Genomic DNA, 15,769 nt, shown 5'->3' with positions numbered 1-15,769 from the left:
CAGGACGGGCCCGACTCCTTCTCCGGGGCGCCCGCAGTTGGCGGCCCTCCGGGCTCGTGGCAGTCTTGACGCGTGACCGACTCGTCCGCTTCCCCCGCCACCTCGACCGATTCCGAGCTCGAGTGGCTGACCGTCCCCGACCTCGTGGAGCTGACCGGGCTCGGCGCCGGCCGGGTCCGCCGCCTCCTCGAGGAGCGCCACCTGCTCGGCACCCGCCGCGACGGCGTGCTGAAGGTCCCCGCCCTCTTCCTCCGCGACGGGGAGCCGATGAGCGAGATCCGCGGCACCGCGATCCTGCTCGCCGACTCCGGCTTCACCGACGACGAGGCGGTCGACTGGATGCTGACGGTCGAGGAGAGCCTGGGCACGAGCCCGATCGTCGCCCTCCGCGCCGGCCGCAAGGCCGAGGTCCGGCGGGTCGCCCAGGCCCTGGCCTGATCCCGCCCGTCCGCTCCTAGGAGGTGCGGACCGTGACCTGGGCGGCCAGCTCGCGCAGCTCCGCCACGCCCTCCGTGCGGAGCGGCGCGTCGGGGAGGACCGCGATCGCCGCGGCCACCTCCTGGTCGATGCGATCCTCGAGCCGCTCGAGGGCGCCGCTGCCCGCGATGATCTCCTGCGCCCGCGCGATGGACGCCGCGTCGGCGTCGCTCCGGCCCACGACCGCGTCGAGCTCGGCCCGCTCGCCCGGCGAGCACGCGCCGCGGGCGAGGCCGAGCAGCACGGTGCGCTTGCCCTCCCGCAGATCGTCGCCGGCCGGCTTTCCCGTCACCGCCGGGTCGCCGAAGACTCCGAGGACGTCGTCGCGCAGCTGGAAGGCGATCCCGACCGGGAGCCCGAAGCGGCGCAGGGCGTCCAGCTGAGCGTCGTCGCCGCCGGCGAGGGAGCCGCCGATCACCAGAGGCGCCTCGATGCTGTACTTCGCGCTCTTGTAGACCACCACCCGCTCCGCCCGCTGCAGGTGCTCGTGCTCGGGGTGCTGCACCCACGCGCTCTCCTCGAGGATGTCGAGGTACTGGCCCAGCGTGACCTCGGTGCGCATCAGGTTGAACTCGGCGCGCGCGCGCTCGGCCGCGACTCGATCCCCGAGCGACCACTCCGCCGCGGCGAAGATCTCGTCCGACCAGACCAGGAGGAGGTCGCCGAGGAGGATCGCGGAGGAGCGGCCGAACTCGTCGCGGTCGCCGGTCCAGCCGCCGTCGGCGTGGAAGGAGGAGAAGCGCCGGTGCGCCGCGGGAGCGCCGCGGCGGGTGTCGGAGTTGTCGATCACGTCGTCGTGGACGAGGGCGGCGGCGTGGAACAGCTCCAGGCCGGCGCCCACCCTCGCGATCGGATCGGAGCCGCTCGGATGGGCCTCGCTCGAGGTGCTCGACACGGCGTTCCAGCCCGCCTCGCAGAAGCGCGCGCGGAACCGCTTGCCCCCGCTGAGAAAGTCCCGCGAAAGGTCGCCGAGGGCGGAGACGTCCTCTCCTATGGAGCGCAGAATTGGCGTGCGCCCGGTGAGGAATTCATCGATTCGGAGCTGGACGCGATCGACCAGTCGGGAGCTGTGGTTCACCCGACCAGCCTATGCACCGAAGGTGCCTGGTGCCTGCGTCGGGCTCGGTCTACACTGAAGCGCCGCCCGACCGGTCGAGCCCAGACGCCGCCTATTCCGGTGCCGATCCCCGAAAGGGTCGACGCCGCACCCTGAAGGGGTCACGATGCCGCTTTCGGAACACGAGCAACGGCTCCTCGATGAGATGGAGCGGAACCTCTACCAGAACGACGCCGATTTCGTGGCGGCGGTCGGCAAGGGGCGCGGCGGCACCAACTACCGAGCCCTCGTGCTCGGCATCCTGCTCGGCATCCTCGGTCTCGCCGTGCTCGTCGCGGGCGTGGTCGTGCGCCAGCCCCTCGTCGGCATCCTCGGGTTCGCCTTCATGCTCGGCGGCGTGATCGTGGCCATGCGCCCGGCCGCCGGCGGCTCCGCCGAGCCCGGCCTGCCCGACGTCGGCCGTCCGTCGAAGCCCCGCTCGGGCAACCGCCAGGGGTCCGGCTTCATGGACCGACTGAACGACAGATGGGACAACCGCGGAGACGGGCGCGGCTAGCCCCCCCCGCTCCACCACAGGGTCGATCCTCACGGATCGGCCCTTTTTTCGTGCCCGCGGGCTCCCTCCCGCGGCCTTCCCCCTCCACTTCGCCCCACTGTCGCGATTCCGCGGAAACACGCGGATGACCGGGGCCTCTCCGGCGCGCCCAGCGCCGCGCCGGGGTTGTGAGTGGGGGGAAGTGGAGTACTGTGGAGGACACACCATCCTTGGCCGGAAGAAGTGGGGGGCAATCCGTGTTCCTCGGCACCTATTCCCCCAAGCTCGACGAGAAGGGCCGCGTGATCCTCCCCGCCAAGTTCCGCGACGAGCTCTCCTCCGGAGTCGTCGTCACGCGCGGCCAGGAGCGGTGCCTGTACGTGTTCAGCCAGGCCGAGTTCGAGGTGATGCACGAGAAGATCCGGCAGGCGCCGGTGACCAGCAAGCAGGCGCGGGACTTCCTCCGGGTGTTCCTCTCGGGCGCGAGCGCCGAGACGCCGGACAAGCAGAACCGCGTGACCCTTCCGGCTCCGCTGCGCGCCTACGCCGGCCTCGACCGCGACCTCACCGTCATCGGAGCGGGCAACCGCGCCGAGATCTGGGCGCAGGGCGCCTGGGAGACCTACCTGCAGGAGCAGGAGTCCGTGTTCTCCGACACCCAGGAGGAGGTGATCCCCGGCCTGTTCTAGGTCCTGTCGCGCGACTCCCAGCCACTCGGCGCCCGGACGCACCTTCCCCGGTGTCCGGACGCGAGGTGGATGGGGATCGGACGACAGGAACGGGAACGGCGGGACCGCCATGGCAGAGAACACTCCGAAGGGCGCTCCGCGCCCGACCGAGGAGCGGCACCTCCCGGTGCTGCTCGAGCGCTGCGTCGAGCTCCTGGCTCCGGCGCTGGAGCGCGACGGGGCGGTCGTCGTCGACGCGACGCTCGGCATGGGCGGGCACTCGCTCGCGCTGCTCGAGCGCTTCCCCGGCCTGCACCTCGTGGGCCTGGACCGCGACCCCGAGGCGCTGCAGCTCGCGGGGGAGCGGCTCTCCGCCCACGCCTCCAGGATCGACCTCGTGCACGCCGTCTACGACGAGCTGCCCGACGTGCTCGACGAGCTGGGCATCGACACGATCGACGGTGCGCTCTTCGACCTCGGCGTCTCCTCGCTCCAGCTCGACGAGACCGAGCGCGGCTTCTCCTACTCCAAGGACGCGCCGCTGGACATGCGGATGGACTCGACCGCCCCGCTCACGGCGGCGAGCATCCTCGCCGACTACGACGAGACCGCCCTGCGCCGCATCTTCCACGAGTACGGCGAGGAGCGCCTCGCCGCGCGCTACGCCAAGAAGATCGTGGAGGCCCGCCGCGAGGCTCCGCTGGAGCGCTCCGGCCGTCTCGTCGAGATCATCCAGGCGGCGACCCCGGTCGCGATCCAGCGGAACGGCCACCCCGCCAAGCGCGTCTTCCAGGCGCTGCGGATCGAGGTCAACCAGGAGCTGTCCGTCCTCGAGCGGGCGATCCCCGCCGCCCTGGGCCGGATCAACGAGGGCGGGCGGATCGTCGTCGAGGCGTACCAGTCGCTCGAGGACCGGATCGTCAAGCGCGCGCTCCAGGCCGCGTCCTCCTCCACCGCCCCGGCCGGCCTCCCGATGGAGCTGCCGGAGCACCGACCCGAGTTCCGACTCGTCATCCGCGGAGCCGAGCTCGCCTCCGACGACGAGAAGGCCCGCAACCCCCGAGCGACACCCGTGCGTCTGCGCGCGGCCGAGAGGATCAGGAGCACCGCATGAGCGCCACCGCCGTCATCGACCCCGCCGTCATCGACACCGCCCGCCGAGCACGCCCCGAGGAGGAGGCGCCCCGCCCCCGCATCGAGGCCGTCCCGGCCGGTCAGGCGCAGTCGCGCCCGAAGCTCGTCTACGGGATCGTCGCCGTCGCCGGCCTTTTCGCGATCATCGTCGTCCAGCTCCTGGTGAGCGTCGGCCTCTCGCAGGGGGCCTACCAGATCTCGGCACTGCAGACCGAGCAGAAGTCGCTCACCCGCAGCAACGCGGAGAAGCAGGACGCCGTCGACACGCTGAGCTCGCCGCAGAACCTCGCCACCGCCGCACAGGGCCTGGGCATGGTCGCCAACACCGCGCCGGTCTACCTCCGCCTCTCGGACGGCGCCGTGCTGGGCGACCCCTCCTCCGCCGCGTCGAGCGAAGTCGCGGGCACCGCCTCCGCGCCGCTCGTGCCCAACGCCCTCGTCCCGGCTCTCCAGCCCGGCGCGAGCGCGTCCTCCCCGGCTGTCGACGGTGCGGCCGTACCGTTGCAGGGCGAGCTGCCCGCGCCCATCACGCACTGACGCACGGCGTCGCGGTCCGCCTCCGTGCGGGCACCCGCCCCGCGGGGCGCACGACGACCATCCGGACCCGACGAACGGCGGCCCGCCCGCCCGGAGCAAGAAGGACACCGCCGCAGTGAGACACCACCGCTCGAGCAGACGCCGCACGGCCGTCACGTTCGTCATCATCGTCGCCGTCGTCGGACTCTTCATCGGCAAGCTGGTGGACATCCAGATCGTGCGGGCGAACGAGCTCACCGATGCGGCCGCCCAGAACCAGTCGAACAGCGTCGTCACCTACGGTCAGCGCGGCCCCATCGTGGACCGCTCCGGGACGGTGCTCGCGGACACCACCACGCGCTACCGGCTGACCACCTCGCCGAAGAACGTGGCCGAGTTCCCGCGCGAGCTGGGCGAGGACCAGAAGGTCATGGTCAGCGTGCAGCAGGCCGCCTCCGAGATCGGCGCGATCACCGGGCAGTCGGTCGAGCAGATCACCGGAGCGGTGGACGCCGCGCTCGCGAAGGACGCCAAGGCCAACTACCTGATCCTCTCGGAGGGGCTCGACCTCGAGGCCTACCAGAAGCTCGTCGCGCTCGACATCCCGTGGACCTACTTCGAGACCCAGCAGGGACGCAGCTACCCCAACGGCGCGGTGGCCGGCAACCTCGTCGGCTACGTCGGGGCGGACGGAGCGGCCCAGGAGGGCATGGAGTACGCGGAGAACACCTGCCTCGCGGGGCAGAACGGGTCCGAGAGCTACGAGCGCAGCGCCGACTACGTCCGGATCCCGGGCAGCACCGTCTCGGAGACCCCGGCCGTCGACGGCGGGACGCTGAAGCTCACCATCGACTCCGACCTCCAGTACTACTCCCAGCAGGTCCTCTCGCAGCGCGTCGCCGAGGTCGGCGGCAGCTACGGGATCGTCGTGGTGCAGGAGGTCAAGACCGGCAAGCTGCTCGCAGTGGCCGAGACGCCGACCGTCGACCCCAACAACGTCGAGGCGAGCGCCTCCGCCGACCGCAGCTCGCGCGCGTTCCGCGCGCCGTTCGAGCCGGGCTCGACCTTCAAGCCGATGACGGCCGCGATGCTGATCGACCAGGGCCAGGCGGGCCCGACGACGCAGGTCGTCGTCCCGGACTCCTTCGAGAAGGACGGCGCCTCCTTCAGCGACGATTTCGCGCACACCCCGACGAACTACACGCTGACCGGCATCCTCAAGGACTCGTCGAACGTCGGCATCTCGATGCTCGGCTCCCGCCTGTCGGCCCAGACCCGCTACGACTACCTGCAGAAGTTCGGTCTCGGCACGCCCACCACGAGCGGCTTCCCCGGCGAGGAGGGCGGCCTGCTCGCCGACTACCAGGACTGGGACAACCAGACGAACTACACGACGATGTTCGGCCAGGGCGTCTCGGCGACCGCGGTGCAGGTCGCGAGCATCTACCAGACGCTCGGCAACGGCGGAGTGCGGCTCCCGTCGCAGCTGATCGACGGCTGCACCACGGCCGACGGCTCCGTCGTGGACGTCCCCGATGCGACGGGCACCCAGGTGGTGTCGAGCTCGGCCGCGAAGCAGGTCGTCGACATGCTGCAGACCCATTACAACGAGGGCTGGCTGGCGAACGACATCCACGTCGACGGCTACAACATCGCCACCAAGACCGGTACCGCGCAGCAGCCCGACGGCAAGGGCGGCTACTCGAAGAGCTACACCGTCTCGCTCGCCGGGCTCGCGCCGGCGGAGGACCCGGAGTACGTCGTGACGGTCACCATCGCCGATCCGGTTAAGATGAACACGTCCCAGGCGACGGCTCCCGTCTTCCAGCAGGTCATGACCCAGGTGCTCAAGACCAACCGGGTGGAGCCGTCCACGGTGCCGCCCGTCGAGTACCCGACGACGTGGTGAGCCCCGCCGGGACCACGATCCACGCACCAGTACGAGAGAAAGAGCGGGCAGTGCACGACCCTCGCCCGCAGTCCTCCCTCCGCCCCGAGCACCCCGTGCCGCGGAGCCTCTCGCAGCTCGTGGCCGAGTTCTCCCTCGGCCCGGTCCGCGGCCTCGAGGGCGTCGAGGTGAGCGGAGTCACGCTGGACTCGAACCAGGTCGAGTCCGGAGACCTCTACGTCGGTGTCGCAGGACGCCGTGCCCATGGCGCGGCCTTCGCGTCGGCCGCCGCGGCGTCCGGAGCCGTCGCCGTGCTGACCGACCCGGCCGGAGCGGAGCTCGCCGCCGACAGCGGCCTGCCCGTGCTGGTGACCCCCGACCCGCGGGCCGCCCTCGGCGACGTCGCCGCGTGGATCCACCGCACCCGCGAGGACGTCCCGACGCTCTTCGGCGTGACGGGGACCAACGGCAAGACGAGCGTCGTCTACATCCTCGACGCGCTGCTGCGCCGGCTAGGAGTCGTCTCCGGCCTGAGCTCCACCGCCGAGCGCCGGATCGGCGACGTCGCCGTGGTCAGCTCGCTGACCACTCCCGAGGCGAGCGAGCTGCACGGCCTGCTCGCTCGGATGCGCGAGTCCGCCGTCCGCGCGGTCTCCATCGAGGTGTCGGCGCAGGCGCTCACGCGGCACCGGATCGACGGCCTCGTCTTCGACGTCGTCGGCTTCACGAACCTCAGCCACGACCACCTCGACGACTACTCCGATCTGCGCGAGTACTTCGAGGCCAAGGCCGACCTCTTCGAGCCGGAGCGCGCACGCCGCGGCGTCGTCACGGTCGACAGCGCCTGGGGGCGCGAGCTCGCCGAGCGCAGCCGCATCCCCGTCGCGACGCTCGCCGGCTCTCCGGTCGTCGGAGTCGCCCCGACGACGCCCGCCGACTGGTCGATGACGGTGCTGGACGCGACGCCCGACAGCACCACCTTCCGCCTGGAGGGGCCCGAGAACCGCTCCGTCGTCGTCACCGTCTCGCTGATCGGCTGGTACATGGCGTCCAACGCGGCGCTGGCGATCGTGATGCTGGTGGAGTCGGGCTTCGACCTGGACGCCGTCGCGCACGCGCTCGAGGACAGTCGTCTCGACGTCTACATCCCGGGCCGCGCCGAGCTCGTCTCGGGGGAGCGCGGACCGCGCGTCTACGTCGACTACGGCCACACCCCCGACGCGTTCCAGAACGCGCTCGAGGCGCTGCGGACCATCACGCCCGGCCGCCTGTTCATGGTGTTCGGGGCGGACGGGGACCGCGACACGACCAAGCGGAGCGACATGGGCGCCATCGCCGCCCGCCTCGCCGACGTCGTTGTCGTCACCGACTTCCACCCGCGCTGGGAGGATCCGGCCGCCATCCGCGCCGCGCTCCTCCAGGGCGCCCGGGCCGCCGTGCCCGACCGGGAGATCCACGAGATCGCCGACCCGCGCGCCGCCGTGCGCGCCGCCGTCGCCCTCGCGCGCGAAGGGGACTCGATCCTCTACGCCGGGCCCGGCCACGAGGACTACCAGGAGATCGCAGGAGTGCACATGCCGTATTCGGCCAGAGACGACGTCCGTCACGCGCTGCGCGAGGCGGGCTGGCTGTAGATGATCGCCCTCACCCTCACCGAGATCGCCGAGGCCGTCTCCGGACGCCTCCACCTGGCCGGCTCGTCCGCCACGGCCGCCACCGTGATCGACGGAGCGACCGAGACCGACTCCCGCGAGATCGCGCCCGGCGGGATCTTCGTCGCCAAGCGCGGCGAGCACACCGACGGCCACCTCTTCGCTCCCGCCGCTCTCGAGCGCGGTGCCGCGCTGCTCATCGTGGAGCGCCCGCTCGACCTCGACGTGCCGCAGGTCCTCGTCGACGACTCCGTCGAGGCGCTCGGAGCGCTGGCGACCGAGGTCGTCCGGCTCGTCCGCGCGAAGGGCGGGCTCACCGTCATCGGCGTCACCGGCTCGAACGGCAAGACGACGACCAAGAACCTCCTCCGCACCGTCCTCGAGCGGGTCGGAGAGACGGTCGCTCCGCGCGGATCCTTCAACAACGAGGTCGGCGCGCCGATCACGATGCTCCAGGTGTCCGAGTCGACGCGCTTCCTCGTCGCCGAGATGGGCGCGAGCGCGGTCGGCGAGATCCGCCGCCTCGTCCGGATGGCCAGGCCCGACGTCGGCGTCGTCCTCGCCGTGGGCCTCGCGCACGCCGGCGAGTTCGGCGGGATCGAGCGCACGCTCGAGGCCAAGACAGAGATGGTCGCCGACCTCACCGCCGACGACGTCGCCGTGCTGAACGCCGACGACGGCCGGGTCGCCTCGATGGCGGGCCGCACCGCCGCCCGGGTCCTCTGGTTCGGCCGCGGCGAGAGCGCGGACGTCCGCGCCGTCGACATCGACGCGACCGCCGACGGCACCCGCTTCGCCATCGAGGTCTCGGCGGGGGAGGGCCGCGAGGCCGCTCGCGCCGAGCTCCTGCTGCGCGTCCTCGGCGAGCACCACGTGATGAACGCCCTCGCGGCGACCGCCGCCGCGCTCTCTGTCGGAGTGGCGCTGCCCGCGATCGTCGAGGCTCTCGCGACCGTCACCCTCGCCGAGCGCGGCCGCATGGAGGTCCTGGGCGGCGAGGACGTCCGCATCATCAACGACGCGTACAACGCGAGTCCCGACTCCACCGCGGCCGCCCTGCGCACCCTCGCCCAGATCGCGAAGCCCGGGGGGCGCACCGTCGCCGTCCTGGGAGAGATGAGCGAGCTCGGCGAGTGGGCCGACGAGGAGCACGAGCGCGTGGGCCTGCTGGCCGTGCGCCTCAACATCTCCCAGATCGTGGTGGTGGGCCGAGGCGCCCGCCGGATCCACGTCGCGGCCGAGCGCGAGGGGTCGTGGAGCGGCGAGTCCGTCTTCGCGGAGACCTCCGACGAGGCGTTCGACCTCCTCGAGGACTACCTGCGACCCGGCGACACCGTGCTGGTCAAGTCGTCCAACTCCGCGGGGCTGCGCTTCCTCGCCGACCGTCTCGGGGAGCGTCACCGATGAGGGCACTCCTCCTGTCCGGCGCGTTCTCGGGAGCCTTCACGCTCCTGATGACGCCCCTGTTCATCCGCCTCTTCCACCGCCTGCAGTGGGGCCAGTTCATCCGCGAGGACGGACCGAAGTCGCACCACGTCAAGCACGGCACGGCGACGATGGGCGGCATCGTCATCATCATCGGCACCGTGGTCGGCTACTTCCTCGGGATGCTGTTCGGCAACCGGGCGATCGCGCCGTCGGCCCTGCTGGTGCTCTTCATGATGGTCGGGCTCGGACTCGTCGGCTTCGTCGACGACTTCCTGAAGACCCGCAACCAGCGCAGCCTCGGCCTCGGCGGCTGGGCGAAGATCGCCGGCCAGGTCATCGTCGCCGCGGCCTTCGCGGTGATCGCGATCATGGTCCGCGACTCCAACGGGCTCACCCCCGCGTCCACCTCGATCTCGTTCATCCGCGACCTGCCGTTCGACTTCGCCTCCCTCGGCTGGATCGGCATCGGCCTGTTCGTGCTGTGGATCTGCATCATCGTCACCAGCACGTCGAACGGCGTGAACGTCGCCGACGGGCTCGACGGACTCGCGACCGGGTCCTCGATCCTCGCGATCGGCTCCTACGTCATCATCGGGTTCTGGCAGTCGAACCAGTGGTGCTTCGACCAGCACCTCAACCCCGAGGTCGTCGACAAGTGCTACCAGGTGAGCGACCCGTTCGACCTGGCCATCATCGCGGCGGCCGTCTCCGGTGCCCTGGTGGGCTTCCTCTGGTGGAACACCTCGCCGGCGCAGATCTTCATGGGCGACACCGGCTCGCTCGGCCTCGGCGGCGCGCTCGCGGCCCTGGCGATCCTCACCCGCACCGAGCTGCTGGTCATCCTCATCGGCGGCCTGTTCGTCATCGTGACCGGCTCGGTCATCCTCCAGCGGATCTACTTCAAGCTGACCCGGGGCAAGCGCATCTTCCTGATGAGCCCGCTCCACCACCACTTCGAGCTCAAGGGCTGGGCCGAGATCACCGTCGTGGTCCGGTTCTGGATCATCGCCGGCATCTTTGTCGCCGCCGGAGTCGGGCTCTTCTACCTGGAATGGCTGTCGCTGGCATGACCGATCCCGCCCGTCCCGACTCCCTCCGCAGCTGGCACTCGGACTGGCGCGGCCTGCGCGTCGCCGTGCTGGGCCTGGGCGTCACCGGGTTCTCGGTGGCCGACACCCTGACCGAGCTCGGCTCCGAGGTGCTGGTCCTCGCCGACCGCGCCGACGAGGAGCGCGAGCGCCTGCTCGAGGTGATCGGCGCCCGCCTGCACCGGGCCGACCGCCTCGACTCCGCTCCGGAGGAGCTGCACGCGTTCGCACCGGAGCTGGTCGTGGTGTCGCCCGGCTTCCGGCCGACGCACCCGATCCTCGTGTGGGCGGCGGAGTCCGGGATCCCCGTGTGGGGCGACGTCGAGCTCGCCTGGCGCGTCCGCGACAAGGTCGTGCGCGCCGACGGCACTCCGGCGGACTGGGTGGCCGTCACCGGCACCAACGGGAAGACCACGACCGTCCAGCTCACGGCGACGATGCTCGTGGCCGGCGGCCTCCGCGCCGCCCCCTGCGGCAACATCGGCGTGCCCGTGCTCGACGCGGTCCGCGACCCGCAGGGCTTCGACGTCCTCGTCGTGGAGCTCTCGAGCTACCAGCTGCACTACCTGGGCGCGATCGAGCCGATCGCGAGCGCGTGCCTCAACATCGCCGACGACCACCTCGACTGGCACGGTTCGTTCGACGCCTACCGCGCGGCCAAGGGCAAGGTCTACGCCGGCACCCGCGTCGCCTGCGTGTACAACCGCGCCGACGCGGCGACCGAGCAGATGGTGCTCGACGCCGAGGTGGTGGAGGGCGCCCGGGCGATCGGGTTCGGCCTCGGCGTGCCCGGCCCGAGCGACTTCGGGATCGTCGACGGCATCCTTTGCGACCGCGCCTTCCTCGAGGACCGCCGCACCAGTGCCCTCGAGATCACCACCGTGGACGAGCTCGCCGCTCGGAACCTCGCCGCTCCGCACATCGTCCAGAACGTGCTCGCCGCGGCAGCGCTCTCCCGAGCGTGCGGGATCGAGGTCACGGCCGTCCGCACCGCGCTGGCGTCCTTCGAGCTCGACGCCCACCGCATCCAGGTCGTCGCCGAGCACGACGGGGTGACCTGGGTGAACGACTCCAAGGCCACGAACCCGCACGCCGCCGACGCCTCCCTGCGCGCGTACCCGTCGGTCGTCTGGGTCGTCGGCGGCCTGCTCAAGGGCGTCGACGTGGACGCCCTCGTGGCCGCGCACGTCGGCCGCCTGCGGGGCGCCGTGGTGATCGGCGCCGACCGCTCGGCGCTGCTCGCGGCATTCCGACGACACGCGCCCGCCCTCCCCGTGAGCGAGGCGGTGCCGGACGACACTGGTGCGGTGATGCAGGCGGCCGTCGAGGCGGCCGCGACGCTCGCCCGCTCGGGGGACGTCGTCCTGCTCGCACCCGCCGCGGCCTCGATGGACCAGTTCCTCGACTACGCGGCTCGGGGCCGCTCCTTCGCGGCCGCCGTGGCGACACACCTGGGAGGGGGAGCCGATGACCGCTCCGACGACGAGCCGCCCCGCGGGCCGCTCGCGCACTGAGCCGCGCGGGAAGGACCGGAGCGGGGCCCGCTCCGCGCGGATCGTCCTCTCGAAGGTCTTCGCCTCCCACTCGCCGAACTTCTACCTCCTCTTCGGAACCACGCTCTTCCTGGTGCTGTTCGGACTGACGATGGTGCTCTCCTCCTCGTCGGTCACCTCCTACGTGTCGAGCGACGACTCCTTCGGGGGCTTCCTGCGCCAGGGCGGGTTCGCCCTCCTCGGGATCCCGATGATGCTGGTGGTCTCGCGGCTGCCCCTCGGCGTGTGGAAGCGCGTGACGCCGATCCTGCTCATCGCCGGCTGCGTCCTCCAGTGCCTCGTGCTCTTCACACCGCTCGGCGAATCCGTCGGCGGGAACCGCAACTGGATCCGCCTCGGCGCCTTCAGCATGCAGCCCTCCGAGATCATCAAGCTCGCGCTCGCCCTCTGGCTGGGGCTCCTGCTCGCCCGCCGCTACCGGTCGCCGAAGGACTGGAAGGACGCGCTCATCCCCGTCCTGATCGTCGGCGGCGCGGCGATCGGACTGGTCCTCATCGGAGGCGACCTGGGCACGGTCGTGATCATGGCGGGCATCGTCCTCGCCGCACTCTTCTACGCGAACGTCCAGATGAAGGTCCTCGTGCCGATCGTGGTGGTCGGCGCGATCGGAGCGGTGCTGTTCGCCGTCTCCAGCGACAACCGCCTCACCCGGATCATGTCCTTCCTCGGCGACTGCTCCAACGTCGAGGAGTACCAGAACTCGTGCTGGCAGCCGGTGCACGGCACCTGGGCGATGGCCTCCGGCGGGATCTTCGGCGTGGGCCTCGGCAACTCCAAGGCCAAGTGGTCCTGGCTGCCCGCCGCGGACAACGACTACATCTTCGCCATCATCGGCGAGGAGCTCGGGCTGATCGGAGCGATCGTCGTCCTGGCGCTGTTCGTGGTCCTCGCGGTCGCCTTCTTCCGCGTCATCCACGCGTCCTCCGATCCGTTCGTGCGGATCAGCACCGGCGCGATCATGGTCTGGCTGATCGGCCAGGCGTTCGTCAACATCGGCGTGGTCCTGGGGGTGCTCCCGGTGCTGGGGGTCCCGCTGCCGCTGATCTCCTCCGGAGGCACCGCCCTGCTCAGCTCGCTCCTCGCCATCGGCGTCGTCCTCTCCTTCGCCCGCACCCAGACCGCGCCCCTGCCCGGCGCGAGCGTGCTGCGCCGCAGGAAGGCGGCGGCGGAGTGACCCGCTACCTGCTCGCCGGCGGCGGCACCGCCGGCCACGTCAATCCGCTGCTCGCGACGGCCGACGAGATCCGCAGGCGGAACCCGCGCGACGAAGTGCTCGTGCTCGGCACCGCCGAGGGGCTCGAGGCCCGCCTCGTCCCCCTCCGCGGCTACGAGCTCTCGGTGATCCCGCGGCTGCCGTTCCCGCGCCGTCCGAACGCGGCTGCGCTGCGGTTCCCCGGAGCCTTCCGTGCGACCATCGCCGGCATCGTCCGGACGATCCGCGACCGGCGGATCGACGCGGTGGTCGGCTTCGGCGGGTACGCGGCAGCACCCGCCTACCTGGCGGCGCGCCGCGCCGGCGTCCCCTTCACCGTCCACGAGGCCAACGCGCGCCCCGGGCTCGCCAACCGCCTCGGCGCGCGCGCGACCCGCTCGGTCGGCGTGGCCTTCGAGGGCACGCCCCTGCCGCACGCGCGGGTCGTCGGCATGCCGCTGCGCCGCGAGATCGCCGAGCTCGACCGGGCCGCGCGCCGCGACGAGGCGATGGCGGCGCTGGGCCTCGACCCGTCCCGGCAGACCCTCCTGGTGACCGGCGGCTCCCTCGGCGCTCGACGGATCAACGCGACGGTGCACGCCGCCGCCCGGGATCTCGTCGCCACCGGCTTCCAGGTCCTCCACATCACGGGCGACCGCGCCGAGATCACGGACCCGGGGGTGGCCGGCTACCACCTCCTCGCCTACTGCGACCGGATGGACCTCGCGCTGTCCGCCGCGGACGTGGCCGTCTCCCGCGCGGGGGCAGCGACGGTCAGCGAGCTGACAGCCCTCGGCCTGCCCGCGGTCTACGTCCCGTACCCGGTCGGCAACGGCGAGCAGCGCTACAACGCGCGCGGCGTCGTCGACGCCGGGGGAGCGGTCCTCGTCGAGGACGCCGCCTTCCTCCCCGGCTGGGTCCAGCGGGAGCTCGTACCGCTCCTGGGCGACACCGCCCGTCGCGACGAGATGGCGCGCCGGGCCGCCCGCGTGGGAGTCCGCGACGGCTCCGGGCAGCTCGTCGACCTGATCGAGTCGACCCTCTCCGAGCCGCGCTGAGCCCGCTCCGCGCGGCTCGTGAGAGCACTCCCGCCCACCGTCTACACTGATCCGGCGCACCGCGGGAGGCCCCTCCCGCCCGCCGCGACCCACCCGAAAGCGAGAGCCCCGTGATCAAGCCCGACCTCGGCATCACCGTCCCCGACGAGCTCGGCTCGGTCCACTTCATCGGCATCGGCGGCTCCGGGATGAGCGGGATCGCCCGGCTGTTCCACCACGCCGGGCACCGGGTCACCGGTTCCGACGTCCGCGAGTCCCACCCCATCGAGCAGCTCCGGGAGCTCGGCGTCCCGGTCGCCATCGGCCACGACGCGGCGAACCTCGGGGACGCCGAGGCGGTCGTCGTCACCTCCGCCCTGTGGCCCGACAATCCGGAGTACCTGCTCGCGAAGGAGCGCGGCCTGCCCGTGCTGCACCGCTCGCAGGCGCTCGCCTGGCTGGTGCGCGGCAAGCGCCTGGTCGCGGTCGCCGGAGCGCACGGCAAGACCACGTCGACCGGCATGATCGTCACCGGCCTGCTCGGCGTCGACGCCGACCCCAGCTTCGTCAACGGCGGCATCATCGAGAGCCTCGGCACCTCCTCCGCCGCCGGCTCCGGCGAGGTCTTCGTCGTCGAGGCCGACGAGTCGGACGGCAGCTTCCTCCTCTACGACACCGCGGTCGCCCTCATCACGAACGTCGACCCGGACCACCTCGACCACTACGGATCGCTGGAGGCGTTCGAGGATGCCTTCGTCACCTTCGCCTCCTCCGCGAGCGAGCTCGTCGTCATCTCCTCCGACGACCCCGGCGCCGTCCGCGTCACCGAGCGGCTGGACGGCGGACGGGTGCTGACCTTCGGCGAGGCCGAGGGGGCGGACGTCCGCGTCGTCGACCTCGACCTCGTCGGCCCCGTCGGCTTCTCGGTCGAGTACGAGGGCAGGCGCTACTCGGCCCGCCTCCGCGTCCCCGGCCGGCACAACGCGATCAACGCGGCCGGCGCGTTCGCAGTGCTGGTGGGCCTGGGCTTCGATCCGGCCGCCTCGCTCGAGGCCGTGTCGGCGTTCGGAGGCACGGAGCGCCGCTTCGAGCTGCACGGAGCGGTCCGCGGAGTCAGCGTCTACGACGACTACGCCCACCACCCCACCGAGGTGGCCGCCGCCCTCTCCGCCGCGCGCACCGTGGTCGGCGAGGGCCGCATCATCGCCGTGCACCAGCCGCACCTCTACAGCCGCACCCGCCTCTTCGCCCGCGAGTTCGCCGAGACGCTCGAGCGCTACGCCGACGAGACGATCGTCCTCGACGTCTACGGGGCGCGCGAGGATCCGGAGCCCGGAGTGTCCGGAGCGCTGGTCAGCGAGAAGTTCGCCGACCCGTCGCACGTCTCGTTCGTCCCGGACTGGGCGGAGGCGGCCCGCCTCGCGGCCGGCATCGCGCGCGAGGGCGACTTCGTCATCACTCTCGGCTGCGGCGACGTCTACCGGATCATCCCGCAGGTGCTCGAGTCGCTCGGCGCGAGCGAGGCCGCGCCGGTCGCACGATGA

The 15,769-nt window shown here is 72.0% G+C and carries 14 protein-coding genes; 13 read left to right on the top strand and 1 reads right to left on the bottom strand.

Annotation, left to right across the window (positions count from 1 at the left end; all coding sequences use genetic code 11):
• The first annotated feature begins 72 nt into the window (after window positions 1-72).
• Window positions 73-438, top strand: a complete 366-nt coding sequence (locus tag C5C46_RS01365) for an Rv2175c family DNA-binding protein (protein WP_104222583.1) — start codon at window positions 73-75, stop codon at window positions 436-438.
• Window positions 439-454: 16 nt separating this feature from the next.
• Here the strand turns inward: C5C46_RS01365 and C5C46_RS01360 are convergent, their stop codons facing one another.
• Window positions 455-1,555, bottom strand: a complete 1,101-nt coding sequence (locus tag C5C46_RS01360; RefSeq protein WP_104225375.1) for a polyprenyl synthetase family protein — start codon at window positions 1,553-1,555, stop codon at window positions 455-457.
• 145 nt (window positions 1,556-1,700) lie between these two features.
• Between C5C46_RS01360 and C5C46_RS01355 the strand changes: the two genes are divergently transcribed.
• The 12 genes from C5C46_RS01355 to murC all read left to right on the top strand — a co-directional run bounded on the left by C5C46_RS01355 (window position 1,701) and on the right by murC (window position 15,769).
• Window positions 1,701-2,090: a DUF3040 domain-containing protein gene (locus C5C46_RS01355; protein ID WP_104222585.1), complete on the top strand. Its 390-nt coding sequence runs from the start codon at window positions 1,701-1,703 to the stop codon at window positions 2,088-2,090.
• Window positions 2,091-2,326: 236 nt separating this feature from the next.
• Window positions 2,327-2,758, top strand: coding sequence for a division/cell wall cluster transcriptional repressor MraZ (gene mraZ / locus C5C46_RS01350; protein ID WP_104222586.1), 432 nt, complete (start codon window positions 2,327-2,329; stop codon window positions 2,756-2,758).
• A gap of 109 nt (window positions 2,759-2,867) precedes the next feature.
• Window positions 2,868-3,851, top strand: coding sequence for a 16S rRNA (cytosine(1402)-N(4))-methyltransferase RsmH (gene rsmH, locus C5C46_RS01345; protein WP_104225374.1), 984 nt, complete (start codon window positions 2,868-2,870; stop codon window positions 3,849-3,851).
• Window positions 3,848-4,408: a hypothetical protein gene (locus C5C46_RS01340; RefSeq protein WP_104222588.1), complete on the top strand. Its 561-nt coding sequence runs from the start codon at window positions 3,848-3,850 to the stop codon at window positions 4,406-4,408. The genes rsmH and C5C46_RS01340 overlap by 4 nt, the downstream gene beginning before the upstream one ends.
• A gap of 115 nt (window positions 4,409-4,523) precedes the next feature.
• Complete coding sequence (locus C5C46_RS01335; RefSeq protein ID WP_244229623.1) at window positions 4,524-6,296, top strand: penicillin-binding protein 2; 1,773 nt, start codon at window positions 4,524-4,526, stop codon at window positions 6,294-6,296.
• 50 nt (window positions 6,297-6,346) lie between these two features.
• Window positions 6,347-7,909: a Mur ligase family protein gene (locus C5C46_RS01330; protein ID WP_104225373.1), complete on the top strand. Its 1,563-nt coding sequence runs from the start codon at window positions 6,347-6,349 to the stop codon at window positions 7,907-7,909.
• Window positions 7,910-9,334 (top strand): UDP-N-acetylmuramoyl-tripeptide--D-alanyl-D-alanine ligase, encoded by a 1,425-nt coding sequence (murF, locus tag C5C46_RS01325; protein WP_104225372.1) that lies wholly within the window; start codon window positions 7,910-7,912, stop codon window positions 9,332-9,334.
• Window positions 9,331-10,425, top strand: coding sequence for a phospho-N-acetylmuramoyl-pentapeptide-transferase (gene mraY / locus C5C46_RS01320; protein ID WP_104222591.1), 1,095 nt, complete (start codon window positions 9,331-9,333; stop codon window positions 10,423-10,425). The genes murF and mraY overlap by 4 nt, the downstream gene beginning before the upstream one ends.
• Entirely contained in the window at window positions 10,422-11,957 is a 1,536-nt protein-coding gene (gene murD, locus C5C46_RS01315; RefSeq protein WP_104225371.1) for a UDP-N-acetylmuramoyl-L-alanine--D-glutamate ligase, read from the top strand. The genes mraY and murD overlap by 4 nt, the downstream gene beginning before the upstream one ends.
• A complete protein-coding gene (ftsW, locus tag C5C46_RS01310) occupies window positions 11,911-13,170 on the top strand; it encodes a putative lipid II flippase FtsW (protein ID WP_104225370.1) in 1,260 nt (419 codons plus the stop codon). Before murD ends, ftsW begins: the two co-directional genes overlap by 47 nt.
• Window positions 13,167-14,246, top strand: coding sequence for an undecaprenyldiphospho-muramoylpentapeptide beta-N-acetylglucosaminyltransferase (gene murG, locus C5C46_RS01305; RefSeq protein ID WP_104225369.1), 1,080 nt, complete (start codon window positions 13,167-13,169; stop codon window positions 14,244-14,246). The genes ftsW and murG overlap by 4 nt, the downstream gene beginning before the upstream one ends.
• 110 nt (window positions 14,247-14,356) lie before the next feature.
• Window positions 14,357-15,769, top strand: coding sequence for a UDP-N-acetylmuramate--L-alanine ligase (gene murC, locus C5C46_RS01300; protein WP_104225368.1), 1,413 nt, complete (start codon window positions 14,357-14,359; stop codon window positions 15,767-15,769).

The organism is Rathayibacter sp. AY1E6, assembly GCF_002931115.1.
Lineage (GTDB): Bacteria > Actinomycetota > Actinomycetes > Actinomycetales > Microbacteriaceae > Rathayibacter.
This window is presented reverse-complemented; position numbering and strand designations above follow the sequence as displayed.